The organism is uncultured Tateyamaria sp., from assembly GCF_947488715.1.
In the GTDB taxonomy this organism is placed as follows: Bacteria; Pseudomonadota; Alphaproteobacteria; order Rhodobacterales; family Rhodobacteraceae; genus Tateyamaria.
In genome coordinates this window covers 243,625-260,093 of record NZ_CANLAG010000005.1, presented here as the reverse complement: position 1 = coordinate 260,093, position 16,469 = coordinate 243,625, and the positions used below count along the sequence as shown (strand labels likewise).

Here is a 16,469-nt window from a genome sequence, read left to right as displayed (position 1 = left end):
GCACTCGCGCAGTTGGACACAGGCATTTCGGAGACCCCCGTTGATCCAGGACCTCGTTCAGAACTCGGCCGTGCTGGAACGTGCGGGCCTCGCGGCGGCGGGGCTGAGCGTCTATGCGTTCTGGCCCTATATCCGCGACATCGTGCTGAACCGCACGCGGCCTGAACGGGCCTCCTGGTTGATCTGGGCACTGCTGAGCGTCGTGTCCCTGCTAAGCCAGGCCTATGAGGGTGCGGACGGATCGCTGGGCTTTGCCGCGATCCAGGCGGGCGGCACGGTTGTCATCTGTTTGCTGACATTCTGGAAGAGCGACGGGATGCGGTTTCGCACCGAGGACAGTCAGGTCCTGACCGCCACCGCCGTGGGCATCTGGCTGTGGGCCGAGATGGAAACCGCCGCCTATTCACTGATGGTGACCATCGGCATGTCGTGCCTGGGTGCGGCCTTCACGATCAAAAAGGCGTTTCTGGACCCCGCCTCTGAAACCATGGCGACGTGGGTCGCGTTTTTCGTGTCTGCCCTGTTGGCCAGCCTCGCGGTGGGGCGGCTGGACTGGGTCCTGCTGGCCTATCCGCTCTATGTGATGGGCATGTCGGGCAGCATCATCGCGGCGATCCTGCTGGGTCGTCTGCGCCAGCCTGCCCACACCCCCGAAGTTGACACCGCGGAGCGGCGCCACCTGACCCTGTCGGTCATGTCGCTTGAACGGGCGGGTTCACCCAGCGAGACGGCTCAAAGGGGGTCGTAACCGCCCGCTCCAGCATCTCGAGCCGGTCCTGACCGTAAAACATCTCGGACCCCATGACATAGGTGGGCGACCCCATGACCTGTGCCGCCAGCGCATCATTGGCATTCTGCGCATAGCGCGCCGCGATGTCAGGCTGTGCCGCGCGCGCAAAGAGCGTGGCAGGGTCGTGACCCAACTGCGCCACCAACGCAGACAGCGTGTCTGCATCCGACAGATCCGCATCGTCGCGCCAATGCGCCTCGAGCACGGCGTGGGCCAGCGCATCCACCGCCGCACCACGATCACCGAGGGCGAGGATCAGGTGGCTGGCCAGAGCATAATCCGCGTCGTGATGGGTCGGGCGAAACGGCACCACAGGCACGCCCCGCCACTCTGCCCAGCGTTCGATCTCGCGCCCAAAGAAGTAGTCCACGTGGCCCTGGGTGCGCGCCGCAAATGGCAGGCTGCCTTGGGCCTCGACCACCGGGGATAGCGGAATGGGACGGTGGACAAGAGTGAGGTCATGCGCCACGCACAGGTCCATCAGCCGGGCAGAGCCCAGATAGGCAAAGGCCGAATGGGCGGAATAGTAATAGATCAGCTCTGTCATACACCCGAGGCTATGGCGCATTGCCGTTGTGGGCAACCGATGCGCCGTTGCTTTTGCTGGCCGGTCGGTGCCAGTCTGTGCCCATGACACCTGCCGCCCGAACCCTTGCCGCCGCTGCGATGATCGCCAGCCTTGTGCCAACGACCCTTGCCGCGACCGGCTGTGCGCGGGATGCGATGCTGGTCTTTGACGGGTCATCGTCGATGGGCGAGCTGAGTTTCGACATCTCGCGCAAGACCCGCCTTGTGGATGCCCGTGAAGCCCTGCGGGACGCCCTGCCCGACATCACGCCGTTTCGACGCGTGGGCCTGTTGACTTATGGGCCGGGTCAAAGCGTGGACACATGCGCCAATATCGACCTGCGGTTTGGTCCGCGCGCGGATGCAGCCGTGGACATCATCACCGAGATCGACGGCCTGCAACCCAAGGGGCTGACGGCGCTGGCCGCATCGGTGCAATCGGCCGCCGATGCCCTGGATTTTCGGAACCGCTCCGGGATTGTGGTGCTGGTCACGGACGGCAACGAGACCTGTGGCGGGCGGCCTTGCGCATTGGGATCGGCATTGAGGGAAGAGGCGCGCGACCTGACCGTACATGTGATCGGGTTTCAGGTGGTCGTGGATTTCTTTAGCTGGGACAACCCCGAACAGGTCGACGTGGGCGCGGGCAACACGGTGGCCAAGTGTTTGGCGGACCGGACCGGTGGCCTTTATGTTTCGACCGAGACGGTGGACGAGTTGGCGGATGCGTTGAGGACGACGTTGGGCTGTGCGTTGATTGGATTGCCGTCTACGCCTGCCGATAGAGGGGCTGATCGACACGCCAGAATTCAGATTTGATTACTCTGCTCTGCAGCTTGGAGAGAAGATGCGAATTCCGGCGCAAACAAACGCTGTAAGGAAACAGAAGATCGCAAACACTTCAGAGGTGAGCATTCGCGAGTATTGCAGTTTCGAAACCTCTGCAAATTGACCATGGCCGCCAATCAAATAGATACCATTCTCGCTTCCACTTTGACCATTGATCGCACTCAGACCACCAAAGAGAGTGATATTGATCAGCATCCAGATCCCAAAAACCGCGGCACCTCCTATTGAGATCCTGCGGAGGACACAGCAATACCCACACTTGGAAAGTCTTTGGTCGTGAACGGTTTTCATCATCGGACACAATAGAACGAAAAACGCCCCACCAAAAGGCGGGGCGTCAAAGTCTGTGTCAGGCAAAAATCCCAACAGCCGGGGCGTTTAGCCCTTTTCTTCGATGATCTCGACCATGTGGGGGATCGAGTTGATCATGCCGCGGACGGAAGGTGTGTCTTCCAACTCACGGGTTTTGTGCATCTTGTTCAGGCCCAGACCGATCAGTGTCGCGCGCTGTTTTGCAGGGCGACGGATGGGGGAGCCGATTTGCTTGATGACGATCGTTTTTGCCATGGGTCTCAGGCCTCCTCGGTGGCCGCTTCGGCGGCGGGCGCTTCGTCACGCTTGGGCAGGATGTCGGCGACTTTCTTGCCGCGACGCTGCGCAACACCACGGGGCGACTGCTCTTTCTTGAGGCCGTCGATTGTGGCGCGGATCATGTTGTAGGGGTTCTGCGAGCCGATGGACTTGGACACAACGTCCTTCACACCCAGCATTTCGAACACGGCACGCATCGGACCACCGGCGATGATACCAGTACCCTCAGGGGCGGTGCGCATGACGACTTTGCCGGCGCCGTGGCGACCTTCCATGTCGTGGTGCAGGGTCCGACCTTCGCGCAGTTGCACGCGGATCATCTGGCGCTTGGCCTGCTCGGTGGCTTTGCGAATGGCCTCGGGGACCTCTTTCGCTTTACCTTTGCCGAAACCAACGCGGCCCTTCTGGTCGCCAACGACAACCAGAGCGGCAAAGCCAAAGCGCTTACCACCCTTGACGGTCTTGGAGACGCGGTTGATCGCGACCAGGCGGTCTGCGAATTCGGGGGCCTCGTCGCGGTCGCGGCGGTTGCCCCGGCGGTTATTGTCACGTTCTGCCATGAGAACATCCTTTGAATAGGTGGCTTGCGCCAGTTTGCTCAATCCTGGTGGGCACATGCCCCCGGATCATCGGGGTGGCGCGGACGCCACCCTCAGGGTCTTAGATCTTGAGACCGCCTTCACGCGCGGCGTCGGCAACTGCCTTCACCTTGCCATGAAAGAGGAAACCACCGCGGTCGAAGTATGCCTCGACCACGCCGGCCTTCTTGGCACGTTCTGCGATCGCTGCACCCACTTTGGTGGCTGCTTCGATGTTGTTCTTGCCAACCACACCCAGGTCTTTTTCGAGGGTCGAGGCTGCCGCCAAAGTCACGCCGTTCACATCGTCGATCAGCTGAACGCTGATGTTCTTGTTCGAACGGTGCACGCTCAGGCGTGGACGCCCGGCGTTGACCTTGCGCAGTTTGTTCCGGACGCGCAGGCGGCGCTTGAGGAACAGGGTCCGTTTGCTGTTTGCCATCTGTCTGGTCCTTACTTCTTCTTACCTTCCTTGCGGAAGATAAATTCACCTTTGTAACGAATGCCTTTACCCTTGTAGGGCTCGGGCTTGCGCCACTCGCGGATTTTTGCAGCCACTTCGCCGACCTGCTGTTGGTCGATGCCTTCGACAACAATCTCGGTCTGCTTGGGCGCCGTTACGGTCACACCTTCGGGCGCTGTGAAATCCACATCGTGGGACAAGCCGAGGTTCAGCTTGAGCGTATTGCCCTGCATCGTGGCCCGGTAACCCACACCCTGGATTTCCAGCTCTTTCTTGAAGCCTTCGGTCACGCCGGTCACGCAGTTCTGCACCTGCGTGCGGGACATGCCCCACTGCTGGCGCGCGCGCTTGGACTTGCCGCGGGGCTCGATGGTGACGACGTTGTCTTCGACCTTGAGGGTCACGTCATCCGTGGCGGTAAAGCTGCGGACCCCTTTGGGGCCTTTCACTTCGATCGTCTGACCGGAGACGGCTGCGGACACACCCGAGGGCAGATCGACCGGTTTTTTACCAATACGAGACATCTGCTGTTCTCCTTAGAAGATCGTGCAGAGCACTTCGCCGCCAACATTGGCCGCACGTGCGTTTGCATCCGACATCACACCCTTGGAGGTGGAGACAATCGACACACCCAGGCCCTGACGGACCGACGGGATGTCATTGACGCCCATGTACACGCGACGACCGGGCTTGGAGACCCGCTTCAGTTCACGAATAACAGGTTCGCCTTCGTAGTATTTCAGGCTGATCTCGATGGCCGGGTGGCCATTTTCACCGGTGATTTCTTCGAAACCACGGATGTAACCTTCGTCCGCCAGCACTTCGAGCACGCGCACACGCAGTTTCGACGCAGGGGTCGAGACCACGGACTTGCCGCGCATCTGGCTGTTGCGGATGCGGGTGAGCATATCTGCGATAGGATCGTTCATATCTCTCTCTCCCTTACCAGCTCGACTTGACCATGCCGGGGATCTGACCCTGGCTGCCAAGCTCGCGCAGGGCGATCCGGCTGATTTTCAGCTTGCGGTAATACGCGTGTGGGCGACCCGTCAGCTGGCACCGGTTGTGAAGACGCACGGCGCTGCTGTTGCGGGGCAGTTTTGCCAGCTTCAGCGAGGCGCGAAAGCGCTCTTCCATCGGTTTGGTTTCGTCGCTGATGATTGCTTTGAGCTCCGCACGCTTGGCGGCGTACTTCTTCACCAGCTTTTCGCGCTTCACTTCGCGCGCGATCATGGATTTTTTAGCCATATCTTTTTCCTCTGCGCTTACGAGTTGAAGGGCATGTTGAAATGCTTCAGCAAGGCTTTTGCTTCGGCATCATTGTCGGCGGTCGTGGTGATCACGATGTCCATCCCCCAGTTCTCATCGACTTTATCAAAGTCAATCTCGGGGAAGACGATGTGCTCTTTCATGCCCATGGCATAGTTGCCACGGCCATCAAACGATGTGCCGGGAACGCCGCGGAAGTCGCGGACGCGGGGCAGAGCGATGGTGATCAGACGGTCCAGGAATTCGTACATGCGGTCGCCGCGCAGCGTCACCTTGGCACCCAGCGGCATGTCTTCGCGAACGCGGAAACCGGCGATGGATTTCTTGGCCTTGGTGGTCAGGGCCTTCTGACCGGCGATGGCCGTCAGATCTTCCTGAGCCGATTTGGCTTTCTTGCTGTCCCGTACGGCTTCGGCGCCACAGCCGATGTTCAGAACGATCTTGTCCAGACGCGGGATCTGCATGTCGTTCTTGTAGCCGAACTCTTCCTTCATCGCGGCGCGGATGGTGTCCACGTACTGCGTTTTCAGGCGGGGGGTGTAGTTTGCAGTGTCGAGCATCAGATCACGTCCCCTGTTGTCTTGGCAAAGCGGACTTTCTTGTCGCCGTCCATTTTGAAACCAACGCGTGTGGGTTTGCCATTGGCATCCAGCAGCGCGATGTTGCTCAGATCAACCGGCATCGCTTTGGGGATGCGGCCGCCCTGGCTTTGTTGGGTCTGACGGGTGGCGCGGATGGCGATGTTGATGCCATCGACCACGGCCTTGTTCGACTTGGGATCAACGGAAGAGATTGTACCCTCTTTGCCCTTGTCCTTGCCGGTCAGCACGACGACCTTGTCGCCTTTTTTCAGTTTCGCAGCCATCTTAGAGCACCTCCGGCGCCAGCGAGATGATTTTCATGAAGTTCTTGCCACGCAGTTCGCGCACAACCGGGCCAAAGATACGTGTACCCACGGGCTCGTTGTTGTTGTTCAGGATCACTGCGGCGTTGCGGTCGAAGCGGATGGCGGTGCCATCGTCACGACGAACTTCTTTGGCGGTGCGTACGACGACGGCCTTGCGGACGTCACCTTTCTTTACGCGACCACGTGGGATGGCTTCCTTGACCGAGACGACAATGATGTCGCCGACGGATGCGTATTTACGCTTGGAACCACCCAGAACCTTGATGCACTGCACACGGCGCGCGCCGCTGTTGTCAGCAACATCCAGGTTGGTTTGCATCTGGATCATTTGGTTTCTCCCGACCTTTGGGGGGCGATGCGTGCCAGATCCCCAGGGTTTCGATTAATGCGCGAAAGCGCCGGCGGCTTACGCCTCCAGCACTTCCCAGCGTTTTGTCTTCGATTTTGGTGCGCATTCAATGATGCGAACGGCGTCACCAACCTTGAAGGCATTCTTTTCATCGTGCGCCCGGTATTTCTTGGACTTACGAATGGTCTTTTTCAGAACCGGGTGCGTAAAGCGGCGCTCGACGGACACGGTGACTGTTTGTGCGTTTGCGTCGGAGGTCACGACGCCAGACAGGATACGCTTGGGCATTTCGTGCTCTCCTTATTCGGCCGCTTTGGCGGCTTGTTCGTTGAGGATCGTCTTGACACGTGCAGCATCACGACGGACCGAGCGCAGACGCGCCGGGTTCTCAAGTTGGCCTGTGGCCTGCTGGAAACGCAGGTTGAAGGCTTCTTTCTTCAGATTTGCCAGCTCATCACGCAGCTGGTCCGGGGTTTTATCCCGAAGTTCCTGGGCGTTCATCGCCTTTTTCCTTTCAACATCACGAGGGTGCCGCCAAAGACGTGACACCGATTCCCGTGGAGTGGGTGAATAGAGGGGCCGTATATGGGGGGGATGGGTCTATGGCAACCCCCTTGCAGCAAAGAAAAACAGGGCTGTTTGGGGCCGCCGATTGATACACAACATGTATGTCGTGTCCGGCTGCACAATACCATCCCACCTGCGCACTGGTTCAATATCGCGTTCCGCGTCAGCGTACCGCCCGACCGGGTGCCGCTCTCGGGCATTTGCTGTGCAAATACCCTGCCGCGCACTGGTTCAATATCGCGTTCCGCGTCAGCGTATCGCCCGACCGGGTGCCGCTCTCGGGCATTTGCTGTGCAAATACCCTGCCGCGCACTGGTTCAATATCGCGTTCCGCGATATTGAACCGACATGACCAAAATCACATCCCTCTTCGCCACCCGCCTTTACCACGCCCCCCTCTCCGAACATGACCCCAAGGTCGATCCGGACGAGCTGGAACAGCACTGCTATGCCATCGCAGAGGATGACGAGGCAGGCCACGACTGGTGCGAGCGCGAGGGCTATCCCGGCTATACATCCTATGCGTCCCTCGACGACCTGCCCTGGCGCTTTCCGATCTTTGCGGATCTGGTCAAGGCTCTGGATGCCCATGTCGCCGCATTCGCGCGCGATCTGGCCTTTGATCTGGGCGACAAGGCGCTCAAGCTCGACAGCATCTGGATCAACATCCTGCCCGAAGGCGGTATCCACACCGGCCACATCCACCCACATTCGGTGATCTCTGGCACCACCTATGTGGCGATGCCCGAAGGCACCAGCGCGCTGAAACTCGAAGACCCCCGCCTGCCGATGATGATGGCCGCCCCCGGCCGGACCAAGGACGCGCCCGAGGATTTGCGCCAATTCCATTATGCCCGCCCTTCTGTGGGGGACGTGCTGCTGTGGGAAAGCTGGCTGCGCCACGAGGTGCCGATGAACATGGCCGAGGACGAACGCGTCACCGTCAGCTTCAACTACGGATGGGAGTGAACGTGATCGACCCCGCCTTTGAACTGATCTGAAACTCGCTATAGTGGAAAGCGTGGGCGCACGGTTTCAAGACGCAACAGCCCATTCAGTGATACCATCGGAGGATCCCTTTCATGACCATTTCCCGCCTCACTCTCGGCGTTGCAACATTCTTCTGCTCTGGCGCGCTTGTCCTTGCGGACGGGCACGCGGTCGGTGACGACGTCATCGCCGCACAACGCGCCGCATTGGCCGCCGAAACCGCTGGCAAGGGATATGGTCCGCAATCGCCGCGTGACCTGAACACACTGACGGGGAACAATGCCCGCGCCTTTGCCGCCGCACCGGCCTATACCGAGATGAACCTGTGCAACATCCATTTCCACGAAGGGGCCGAACATTCGGGCGGCAACTTTACGACCTACAACGGCAATGGCGACGGCACCGGGTACAACAGCGGCTTTGCCTATGACGGCACGCTGACGGACGCAGAACTGGCCCCCGTCGACTATCCTGTTGGCCCCACCGGCAAGAAAGGTGCGCTGGAACCCGGCGACACGATCGAGGTGCACTATGTCCACACCTCGGCGCAGATCACGCCCGGTCCAACCCTGGGTGCCTGCCTGACCGATCAGATCATCAACCCGCAGCTACGCGTCGAAACCCAGGTCTTTGTGCTGGTCAATGACGCCGCCGCCGCCGATTTCGTGGACCTGACGCGAGTGGACGTGGTGGGTGGCTACCATCAGGCCGTGAACCTGCCGTCGGACACCGGCGCGCCGATCACCTACGACGGCTCGACCACCGGCCCCGACTACAACGAAAAGGCCTCGCCGATCCAGGTCAGCTGGTCCGTGCGGCCCGAGGTCAAGAAGGTCCACATCGGCTCCGTCGCGGAGTGGATGAAGGCCAACATCTTTGACGAACGCAAGGCGCACGGCGTCCGCAATCTGGTGGTCAACCCGGACCTGATTTCCAACATCGACAGCTAAGGGTTCACCGGCTCAAAACGCAACAAAGCCAGCGATGCGTCGCTGGCTTTTCCTTTTGAAGCGATTGCAGGTGGGGTCTATTTTTTGACCTCGCCCTTGCGCGCCTCTTCAAGCGCCTTCTTGGCGGCTTTTTCCTCGCGGGTGAGCGTGTTGCCCCACTGGTTGTTGGACAGGCCCAACCCTTCAGGCATCGGCTTGGTCTTGCCCTTTTTGACCTCCCCGCCCTTGTCGAGGAACGCCTTGATCAGGTCTTCGTCGGTGGTGGGCTTGGGGACGTGCTTCATGGGGTGGCCTCGCTGTGGGGGTTCGGGACCAGCTTAGACATACCGCACGCAATAGCCACCGTTTTGAAGGCACCCCAACCTCAAAGCACCGAGCCGCGCCATCGACAGGCCCGGGGGTGGCCTGTCCCTTCTCGGCAGCTTTGGCGCAGCCAAATCACCTTCCGGGCAATGGATAGCGCGGCGGCCTGCGGCCTTGATTCCGCGCCTATGCACTTTGCACAAACCTCTGAAGCAGGTCAGCGCCCGACCGACCTGGAGGGCCTCTGAACTAAGAGCTCCCTTACCGTTACGCCCCGCGTAACCACTCAATGCAAATGTCGACATAGCGCTCGCCCTTCGGGGGGGGAGAGTGAAGGCCGTCTTGGAAACCGTCCAGTGGACGGTTTCAGGCCTGAACGGGCGGAGCCCAGGCGGTCGGGCGCTGGCCGGGCTGGGAGCCCGGCTGGCCCTCACAAAACACTATTCATTTCGGAAAGATCACTTGGCCATGCTCCGCCACTAGGTCAACGAGCTTTCCATCTCGTTCAGACCAAAGGACGTAATGTCTATAGGAAAGCATACCGCCCAATTTGTCTTTTGAGCCGTCGGCACCAAAGACAAGGCAATCGTCATTTTTGCATTCAAAACTCTCAAGATACCCATGAAATCTCATCCCCAGCCAAGGCCATTGCGTGTGCTCACCTAGAGAAATCCAATTTCCTTCGTCGCGAACCGATTTTCGGAAGCCGTGTTTCGCCAAAAAATGATGAAGGTTTTGAGAAACATCCCCCGTTTCGAAGTCTTTAGATATTCGCAACAGTTTTAAATTCGGAGCCAAGGCAAATAATGCAACCAAGGCAAAAACAACTAAGCCCAGAACTGTCAGTGTGCTTTTATTCGAATTGAGCAATTTGCACTCCAAGTTTCAGAACAGATAGTAACCGTCACGCAAAGTAAAACCCCCGACGCTTTCGCGCCGGGGGTTCTCAATGTCTACCGGGTGCCGCTACGATTGTGCCTCAGGCACAATCACAGCGCACGGATTGCGCCCCGATGGGGCGCAATCGGTTTACCAGTCTTCCCTGACGACGACGCGTGTCTTGATCGGCAGCTTCATCGCTGCCAGACGCAGCGCTTCGCGCGCGATGTCGTCGTTCACACCGTCGATCTCGAACATCACGCGGCCGGGTTTGACTTTGGCCGCCCAACGGTCGACCGAACCCTTACCTTTACCCATCCGAACTTCGATCGGCTTGGCGGTCACTGGCACATCGGGGAAGATCCGGATCCAGACCCGGCCCTGACGTTTCATGTGACGCGTCATCGCACGACGCGCGGCTTCGATTTGACGGGCGGTGACCCGCTCAGGCTGCAGTGCCTTCAGGCCGTAGGTGCCAAAGTTCAGGTCAGACCCGCCCTTTGCCTTGCCCTTGATCGAGCCCTTAAACTGCTTACGGAACTTGGTACGCTTTGGTTGAAGCATCTAAATGCCCTCCTTTAGCGACGGCCACCAGCGCCACGGGGCGCAGGACCATCCTGGAGTTCTTGTGCTTTACGGTCACGCGCCTGGGGGTCGTGCTCCATGATTTCACCTTTGAAGATCCAAGTCTTGATCCCGATGATACCATAGGCAGTCGTCGCCTCGACGTGTGCGTAATCGATGTCGGCCCGCAGGGTGTGCAGGGGCACGCGGCCCTCACGATACCACTCGGTCCGCGCGATCTCGGCACCACCAAGGCGGCCCGCGACGTTCACGCGGATGCCCAGGGCACCCATACGCATGGCGTTCTGCACGGCACGTTTCATGGCGCGGCGGAAAGACACCCGGCGCTCCAGCTGTTGTGCAATGCTTTCACCCACCAGGGCTGCGTCCAGCTCGGGCTTGCGCACTTCAACGATGTTGAGGTGCAGCTCACTGTCGGTCAGCTTGGCCAGCTTCTTGCGCAGACCTTCGATGTCTGCACCTTTCTTGCCGATGATGACGCCGGGACGTGCTGTGTGGATCGTGACGCGGCACTTTTTGTGCGGACGTTCGATGATCACGCGGGCCACACCGGCCTGCTTGCACTCATCCTTGATGAAATCGCGGATCTTGATGTCTTCGAGCAGAAGATCACCGTAATCCTTGGTGTCGGCATACCAGCGGCTGTCCCAGGTGCGGTTCACCTGCAGGCGCATGCCAATCGGATTGACTTTGTTACCCATCAGGCTTGCTCCTCGACTTGACGCACTTTGATCGTGATTTCAGCGAACGGCTTCATGATCTTGCCGAAACGGCCGCGCGCCCGAGGACGCCCACGCTTCATGGTCAGGTTCTTGCCAACCCAGGCTTCGGCGACGATCAGCTCGTCAACGTCCAGGTTGTGGTTGTTTTCAGCATTGGCGATGGCCGATTGCAGGCACTTCTTGACGTCCTGCGCGATGCGCTTTTTCGAGAACGTCAGGTCCGTGAGGGCCTTGTCGACTTTCTTGCCGCGTATCATCTGGGCAACCAGGTTCAGCTTTTGCGGAGACGTGCGCAGCATGCGTGTCTTCGCCATCGCTTCATTGTCCGCAACGCGGCGTGGATTCTTATCCTTGCTCATTTGCGTTTCGCCTTCTTGTCAGCGGCGTGACCATAGTAGGTCCGCGTGGGCGAATATTCACCGAACTTCTGGCCGATCATCTCTTCGGACACGTTCACGGGAATATGCTTCTGGCCGTTGTACACACCAAAGGTCAGACCCACGAACTGGGGCAGAATGGTGGACCGACGGGACCAGATCTTGATGACTTCGTTGCGACCGCTTTCGCGCGACGCTTCCGCTTTCTTCAGCACATAGCTGTCGACAAACGGGCCTTTCCAGACAGAGCGAGACATATCTTAGCGCCCCTTCTTCTTGGCGTGACGCGAGCGGATGATCAGCTTTTGCGACGCTTTGTTCTTGTTGCGTGTGCGCGCACCCTTGGTTGGCTTGCCCCATGGGGAAACCGGGTGACGACCACCAGAGGTCCGGCCTTCACCACCACCATGGGGGTGATCGATCGGGTTCATCACGACACCACGGACGCTTGGGCGGATGCCCTTGTGGCGCATGCGGCCCGCTTTACCGTAGTTCTGGTTGGAGTTGTCAGGGTTCGACACGGCACCGACGGTGGCCTTGCATTCCTGACGCACCAGGCGCAGTTCGCCCGAGCTGAGGCGGATCTGGGCATAGCCACCATCGCGGCCCACGAACTGGGCATAGGTGCCGGCGGCACGCGCGATCTGACCACCCTTGCCGGGCTTCAGTTCGATGTTGTGTACGATTGTCCCGATGGGCATGCCCGAGAACGGCATGGTGTTGCCGGGCTTGATGTCTGCCTTGGCGGACGACACGATGCTGTCGCCAACGGCCAGACGCTGCGGCGCCAGCACATAGGCCTGCTCACCGTCTTCGTACTTGACCAGTGCGATGAACGCGGTCCGGTTGGGGTCATATTCGATGCGTTCGACCGTGGCCGTCACATCCATCTTGTTCCGCTTGAAATCGACGATCCGATAGAGACGCTTTGCGCCCCCGCCTTTGCGGCGCATCGTGATCCGTCCGGTGTTGTTCCGTCCGCCATTCTTGGTCAGACCCTCTGTGAGGGACTTGACCGGGCGGCCTTTCCAAAGCTCCGAACGGTCGATCAGTACCAGCCCACGCTGGCCCGGCGTCGTCGGCTTATACGACTTGAGTGCCATGATTGCTGTCTTCCGTTTTGCTATATGTGGCGGGTTTCCCCGCCGTGGTTATAGGCCCCCGTAGGTGCCCGACTTGAAGTGTTCTTACGTGCAAAGACAAAGCCCCGGACGAATCCGGGGCAGTGCCGATGGGTGCTGATACGGAGGATGGGGTGGGCGGTCAAGGGGGAGCCACGCTTAACGCAACGAGTTGGTGGAAATCACGAAGCGGCTCCTCCCCATATTCTCGAACCGTAAGAACCAATGGGTCAATTTGAACACCCAAAGTCTGCTGTATCTGTTCGCACGAGTGTTCAACGAGCCTTTTGGTTGCCAGCAAATCGTCAACTGGAACGTCTACGACAAACAATAGATCAATATCACGAAACGGCTCTAGACGGAAGAATGAACCAAACCCATAGACCGAGCTTTTACTCGGCAGCCTTAAGCTGATAGCTTGGATTTCCTTTTTTATCTTTTCGATGGTAATTCCAGAAATCTGTTCGGTATAGTGCACCGTTAATCTCCGAGGAATTATAGAGGCCCAATTTTGCCTCAAGGCAATATTCTTTGGCTTCTAGTGTGTAGCCGTTCCAATTCCCACCAATATAGATAATATTAGCGTTTGGAAAGGTATCCAGAACTTCGAGAACATGCCCCACTCCACATGTATACTCGTTGATACAAATTAGCTGGCAAACGCCCCCGGTTAATCTTTCAAGGTCAAACTGTATGTCATTTGTACGTTGCAACTCAAGAGTGTTTTTGTGATTCCTTAAAACCTTCTCAATCCAGACGATCTGAGAAAATGTCACGTCAAAATCATTTGAACCGTTACTCATCTAGCAATCCTTCAATTACTGTTGAAAAGTCCCGAGGGAACAGTGGGTATTCCTCTAGCCTTTCATACTGGTGTTGCTCAAAAGCCGTGGCATGAACCTGAAAACGTATCGCGGCGTCCTGTGCTTCCTTTGGGAGAAGCTTCCAGTTACTTTTAAGTATTCGAGAAATCGCAGAGTTGTTGGGAATAATACTGTCTAGCTTTCTAGCTGTCCAAATCACAAATATATTTGAGGCCGGGTTATTCTGCGCGCCTTCAGAACGCGGACCGTACGCTTCCCAATGCACACGGTTCTCCAATAACTTCTCATGTATTGCGATCGCCATTTCCCCGACTCCATCGAACGAAGGCGCATTACCCCAGCTATCCACCCAAGATTCATGTTCGGTCTTCCATTTGGCTAGCATTTCATGTGGGAAGGTTTCGATGGGTGCTTTGTCAATCTCTGTATGATGGGTTGGACAAAGCAAAATTAGGTTCTCATATGTATCACTACCACCACCAGGAACGCCCCTCGGCCCACCCGGCTTCTGAGCAATTTGATGCGCCATTTCGCCAACGAGAAATGTGACGCCCTCTGCGCCAACTGCGGTTAACTTGCGGCGACAATCCGGCCTCGAACATAGTCCTGCTGCACGTCCCCAAAGTAGCTTTGCATCTTTTGGTTGTATTGCCATGCAATCGTTCATATCGGACGGCAGCCCTCAATACCAAACAAAAAGCCCCACAGTTCACACTGCGGGGCCTCCTAACTCTCTAACGTCATCTCAGTCTCTTAAAGACCAGTGCTCACGTCGATCGTGTTGCCTTCTTCAAGCGTCACATACGCCTTCTTGACGTCCTTGCGCTTGCCCAACTGACCGCGGAAGCGCTTGACCTTGCCCTTGGTGATGGTCGTGTTCACGGCCTTCACCTTGACACCAAAGAGCGCCTCAACGGCCTCTTTGATCATGGGCTTGTTGCTGTCCATCGCCACTTCGAACACCACCGCGCCGTTCTCGGACGTCATGGTAGCTTTCTCTGTGATGATCGGCTTGCGGATCACGTCGTAATGTTCTGCCTTGGCGCTCATTTCAAACGGGCCTCCAGTGCTTCGACACCCGCCTTCGTGATCACCAGAGTGTCACGCTTGAGGATGTCATATACGTTTGCACCCATCGTCGGCAGGATATCCAGACCTTCGATGTTGCGCGATGCTTTCAGGAAGTCTTCGTTCACCGAAGCCCCGTCGATCACCAGCGCACGCTTCCAACCCAGGTCTTTGACCTGCTTGGCCAGAGCGGCGGTTTTTCCCGAAGTTGTCGCATCTTCGATGATCACCAGTTCACCAGCGGCCATCTTGGCCGACAACGCGTGGCGCAGACCGAGCTTGCGGAACTTCTTGGGCAGGTCGTGGCCGTGCGAACGGACAACCGGGCCTTTGTAGATACCACCACCGCGGAAGATCGGAGCAGAACGCGCGCCGTGGCGTGCGCCGCCGGTGCCTTTCTGGCGATAGATCTTCTTGGTCGAGTATTTCACTTCGGACCGTGTCTTGACCTTGTGGGTGCCGGCCTGGGCGTTGTTACGCTGCCAGCGGACCACACGGTGCAGGATGTCGGCGCGCGGCTCGAGGCCAAACAGCGCCTCGTCCAGCTCGACAGAACCGGCAGTGCCGCCGTCCAGTTTGATCACGTCAAGTTTCATTCTTCACCACCTTCCGCGGGGGCTTCTTCAGCCGGAGCCGCAGCAGCCGCCGATTTCAGAGCGGCCGGGAACGGCACGCCATCGGGCAGTTTCTTTTTCACAGCGTCTTTGACAGTCACCCAGCCACCTTTGGAGCCGGGTACCGCGCCTTTGATCATGATCAGGCCGCGATCTGCGTCCGTTTTCACAACTTCGAGGTTCTGTGTGGTCACACGGGCCGCACCCATGTGGCCAGCCATCTTCTTGCCTTTGAAGACTTTGCCGGGGTCCTGACACTGGCCGGTCGAGCCATGCGAACGGTGGGAGATCGAAACACCGTGCGAGGCACGCAAACCGCCAAAGTTGTGGCGTTTCATGGCACCGGCAAAACCTTTACCGATCGAGGTGCCGCTGACGTCGACTTTCTGACCTTCCAGGAAGTGCTCGGCCGAGATTTCCTCGCCCACGCTGATCAGGTTGTCTTCGGTCACGCGGAATTCGACCAGCTTGCGCTTGGGCTCAACCTTTTGAGCGGCGAAGTGGCCGCGCATGGCTTGGCTCACGCGCTTCACCTTGGGGCTGCCTGCGCCCAAAGTGACGGCGGTGTATCCGTCTTTGTCCGATGTCCGGTTGCCGACAACCTGCAGGCCGTCCAACTGAAGGACGGTCACAGGGATCTGCTTGCCGTCTTCCATGAACAGCCGGGTCATGCCGACTTTCTTTGCGAGAATTCCAGAGCGCATAATCATACCCTCCTTACGATTGCAGCTTGATCTCGACGTCCACACCAGCGGCCAGGTCGAGCTTCATCAGCGCGTCCACGGTCTGGGGGGTCGGATCAACGATGTCGAGCAGACGCTTGTGCGTGCGGATCTCGAACTGGTCACGGGATTTCTTGTCGACGTGCGGGCCGCGCAGAACGGTGAACTTTTCGATCTTGTTCGGCAGCGGGATCGGACCGCGCACGGAGGCACCTGTCCGCTTGGCGGTGTTGACGATTTCCTGCGTGGACGCATCCAGCACACGGTAGTCAAACGCCTTCAGACGAATGCGAATATTTTGGCTTTGGACTGCCATTTTCGTATTCCCTTATTCGGGCTTTGAACGGAGAGGAGGAGCGTCGCTCATCGACACCCCTCGTCGCG

The 16,469-nt window shown here is 58.4% G+C and carries 29 protein-coding genes; 4 read left to right on the top strand and 25 right to left on the bottom strand.

Annotated elements, in window-relative coordinates; translation table 11 throughout:
- Positions 1–40: 40 nt before the first annotated feature.
- Positions 41–748: a hypothetical protein gene (locus tag Q0936_RS13650; protein ID WP_299298574.1), complete on the top strand. Its 708-nt coding sequence runs from the start codon at positions 41–43 to the stop codon at positions 746–748.
- Here Q0936_RS13650 and Q0936_RS13645 read toward each other — a convergent pair.
- Entirely contained in the window at positions 693–1,337 is a 645-nt protein-coding gene (locus Q0936_RS13645; protein WP_299298571.1) for a 2-hydroxychromene-2-carboxylate isomerase, read from the bottom strand. The two genes, Q0936_RS13650 and Q0936_RS13645, sit on opposite strands and share 56 nt — an antisense overlap.
- 83 nt (positions 1,338–1,420) lie before the next feature.
- Between Q0936_RS13645 and Q0936_RS13640 the strand changes: the two genes are divergently transcribed.
- Positions 1,421–2,176: a VWA domain-containing protein gene (locus Q0936_RS13640; RefSeq protein ID WP_299165103.1), complete on the top strand. Its 756-nt coding sequence runs from the start codon at positions 1,421–1,423 to the stop codon at positions 2,174–2,176.
- A gap of 408 nt (positions 2,177–2,584) precedes the next feature.
- Here the strand turns inward: Q0936_RS13640 and rpmD are convergent, their stop codons facing one another.
- The 11 genes from rpmD to rpmC form a co-directional block, all read right to left on the bottom strand.
- Positions 2,585–2,773, bottom strand: coding sequence for a 50S ribosomal protein L30 (rpmD, locus tag Q0936_RS13635; RefSeq protein ID WP_298844911.1), 189 nt, complete (start codon positions 2,771–2,773; stop codon positions 2,585–2,587).
- Positions 2,774–2,778: 5 nt separating this feature from the next.
- A complete protein-coding gene (gene rpsE, locus Q0936_RS13630) occupies positions 2,779–3,357 on the bottom strand; it encodes a 30S ribosomal protein S5 (protein ID WP_299142410.1) in 579 nt (192 codons plus the stop codon).
- Positions 3,358–3,457: 100 nt separating this feature from the next.
- Complete coding sequence (rplR, locus tag Q0936_RS13625; RefSeq protein ID WP_299298565.1) at positions 3,458–3,817, bottom strand: 50S ribosomal protein L18; 360 nt, start codon at positions 3,815–3,817, stop codon at positions 3,458–3,460.
- Positions 3,818–3,828: 11 nt separating this feature from the next.
- On the bottom strand, positions 3,829–4,362 hold the full coding sequence (gene rplF / locus Q0936_RS13620) for a 50S ribosomal protein L6 (RefSeq protein ID WP_299142415.1): 534 nt from the start codon (positions 4,360–4,362) through the stop codon (positions 3,829–3,831).
- Positions 4,363–4,374: 12 nt separating this feature from the next.
- Positions 4,375–4,767: a 30S ribosomal protein S8 gene (gene rpsH / locus Q0936_RS13615; protein WP_299142418.1), complete on the bottom strand. Its 393-nt coding sequence runs from the start codon at positions 4,765–4,767 to the stop codon at positions 4,375–4,377.
- A 13-nt stretch (positions 4,768–4,780) separates the two neighbouring features.
- A complete protein-coding gene (gene rpsN, locus Q0936_RS13610) occupies positions 4,781–5,086 on the bottom strand; it encodes a 30S ribosomal protein S14 (RefSeq protein WP_299142421.1) in 306 nt (101 codons plus the stop codon).
- A gap of 17 nt (positions 5,087–5,103) precedes the next feature.
- Complete coding sequence (rplE, locus tag Q0936_RS13605; protein ID WP_299142424.1) at positions 5,104–5,667, bottom strand: 50S ribosomal protein L5; 564 nt, start codon at positions 5,665–5,667, stop codon at positions 5,104–5,106.
- Complete coding sequence (gene rplX / locus Q0936_RS13600) at positions 5,667–5,972, bottom strand: 50S ribosomal protein L24 (protein ID WP_299142427.1); 306 nt, start codon at positions 5,970–5,972, stop codon at positions 5,667–5,669. The genes rplE and rplX overlap by 1 nt, the downstream gene beginning before the upstream one ends.
- 1 nt (position 5,973) lies before the next feature.
- Entirely contained in the window at positions 5,974–6,342 is a 369-nt protein-coding gene (gene rplN / locus Q0936_RS13595) for a 50S ribosomal protein L14 (RefSeq protein WP_025045929.1), read from the bottom strand.
- A gap of 78 nt (positions 6,343–6,420) precedes the next feature.
- Positions 6,421–6,651: a 30S ribosomal protein S17 gene (gene rpsQ / locus Q0936_RS13590; protein WP_299142429.1), complete on the bottom strand. Its 231-nt coding sequence runs from the start codon at positions 6,649–6,651 to the stop codon at positions 6,421–6,423.
- A 12-nt stretch (positions 6,652–6,663) separates the two neighbouring features.
- Positions 6,664–6,864 carry a 50S ribosomal protein L29 gene (gene rpmC / locus Q0936_RS13585; protein WP_076630311.1) on the bottom strand — a complete coding sequence of 67 codons (201 nt, stop codon included), beginning with the start codon at positions 6,862–6,864 and terminating at the stop codon, positions 6,664–6,666.
- Between the two features lie 414 nt (positions 6,865–7,278).
- On the opposite strand from rpmC, the gene Q0936_RS13580 reads away from it, so the two are divergent.
- Positions 7,279–7,899, top strand: a complete 621-nt coding sequence (locus Q0936_RS13580; RefSeq protein ID WP_299298562.1) for a TIGR02466 family protein — start codon at positions 7,279–7,281, stop codon at positions 7,897–7,899.
- Positions 7,900–8,012: 113 nt separating this feature from the next.
- The gene (locus tag Q0936_RS13575; protein WP_299298559.1) at positions 8,013–8,870 is read left to right on the top strand and encodes a delta-class carbonic anhydrase; all 858 of its coding nucleotides are present in this window, start codon (positions 8,013–8,015) and stop codon (positions 8,868–8,870) included.
- 77 nt (positions 8,871–8,947) lie between these two features.
- On the opposite strand, the gene Q0936_RS13570 is transcribed toward Q0936_RS13575, so the two are convergent.
- From Q0936_RS13570 to rpsJ, 13 genes are all read right to left on the bottom strand, one after another.
- Positions 8,948–9,154 (bottom strand): hypothetical protein, encoded by a 207-nt coding sequence (locus tag Q0936_RS13570; RefSeq protein ID WP_299142437.1) that lies wholly within the window; start codon positions 9,152–9,154, stop codon positions 8,948–8,950.
- A 463-nt stretch (positions 9,155–9,617) separates the two neighbouring features.
- On the bottom strand, positions 9,618–10,043 hold the full coding sequence (locus tag Q0936_RS13565) for a hypothetical protein (protein ID WP_299298555.1): 426 nt from the start codon (positions 10,041–10,043) through the stop codon (positions 9,618–9,620).
- Positions 10,044–10,202: 159 nt separating this feature from the next.
- Positions 10,203–10,616 carry a 50S ribosomal protein L16 gene (rplP, locus tag Q0936_RS13560; RefSeq protein ID WP_189371464.1) on the bottom strand — a complete coding sequence of 138 codons (414 nt, stop codon included), beginning with the start codon at positions 10,614–10,616 and terminating at the stop codon, positions 10,203–10,205.
- A 14-nt stretch (positions 10,617–10,630) separates the two neighbouring features.
- Positions 10,631–11,338 carry a 30S ribosomal protein S3 gene (gene rpsC, locus Q0936_RS13555; RefSeq protein ID WP_299142445.1) on the bottom strand — a complete coding sequence of 236 codons (708 nt, stop codon included), beginning with the start codon at positions 11,336–11,338 and terminating at the stop codon, positions 10,631–10,633.
- Positions 11,338–11,718 (bottom strand): 50S ribosomal protein L22, encoded by a 381-nt coding sequence (gene rplV, locus Q0936_RS13550; RefSeq protein WP_299210808.1) that lies wholly within the window; start codon positions 11,716–11,718, stop codon positions 11,338–11,340. The genes rpsC and rplV overlap by 1 nt, the downstream gene beginning before the upstream one ends.
- Positions 11,715–11,993 carry a 30S ribosomal protein S19 gene (rpsS, locus tag Q0936_RS13545; RefSeq protein ID WP_299142453.1) on the bottom strand — a complete coding sequence of 93 codons (279 nt, stop codon included), beginning with the start codon at positions 11,991–11,993 and terminating at the stop codon, positions 11,715–11,717. Before rpsS ends, rplV begins: the two co-directional genes overlap by 4 nt.
- Positions 11,994–11,996: 3 nt before the next feature.
- On the bottom strand, positions 11,997–12,839 hold the full coding sequence (gene rplB, locus Q0936_RS13540; protein ID WP_299298552.1) for a 50S ribosomal protein L2: 843 nt from the start codon (positions 12,837–12,839) through the stop codon (positions 11,997–11,999).
- A gap of 410 nt (positions 12,840–13,249) precedes the next feature.
- The gene (locus Q0936_RS13535; protein ID WP_299298549.1) at positions 13,250–13,660 is read right to left on the bottom strand and encodes a hypothetical protein; all 411 of its coding nucleotides are present in this window, start codon (positions 13,658–13,660) and stop codon (positions 13,250–13,252) included.
- Positions 13,653–14,336 (bottom strand): hypothetical protein, encoded by a 684-nt coding sequence (locus Q0936_RS13530; RefSeq protein WP_299298546.1) that lies wholly within the window; start codon positions 14,334–14,336, stop codon positions 13,653–13,655. Before Q0936_RS13530 ends, Q0936_RS13535 begins: the two co-directional genes overlap by 8 nt.
- 98 nt (positions 14,337–14,434) lie before the next feature.
- Entirely contained in the window at positions 14,435–14,731 is a 297-nt protein-coding gene (locus Q0936_RS13525; RefSeq protein WP_299142461.1) for a 50S ribosomal protein L23, read from the bottom strand.
- A complete protein-coding gene (rplD, locus tag Q0936_RS13520) occupies positions 14,728–15,345 on the bottom strand; it encodes a 50S ribosomal protein L4 (RefSeq protein ID WP_299142463.1) in 618 nt (205 codons plus the stop codon). The genes Q0936_RS13525 and rplD overlap by 4 nt, the downstream gene beginning before the upstream one ends.
- Positions 15,342–16,067 (bottom strand): 50S ribosomal protein L3, encoded by a 726-nt coding sequence (rplC, locus tag Q0936_RS13515; RefSeq protein WP_299142466.1) that lies wholly within the window; start codon positions 16,065–16,067, stop codon positions 15,342–15,344. The genes rplD and rplC overlap by 4 nt, the downstream gene beginning before the upstream one ends.
- Before the next feature lie 13 nt (positions 16,068–16,080).
- The gene (rpsJ, locus tag Q0936_RS13510) at positions 16,081–16,401 is read right to left on the bottom strand and encodes a 30S ribosomal protein S10 (RefSeq protein ID WP_195819727.1); all 321 of its coding nucleotides are present in this window, start codon (positions 16,399–16,401) and stop codon (positions 16,081–16,083) included.
- Positions 16,402–16,469 lie beyond the last annotated feature (68 nt).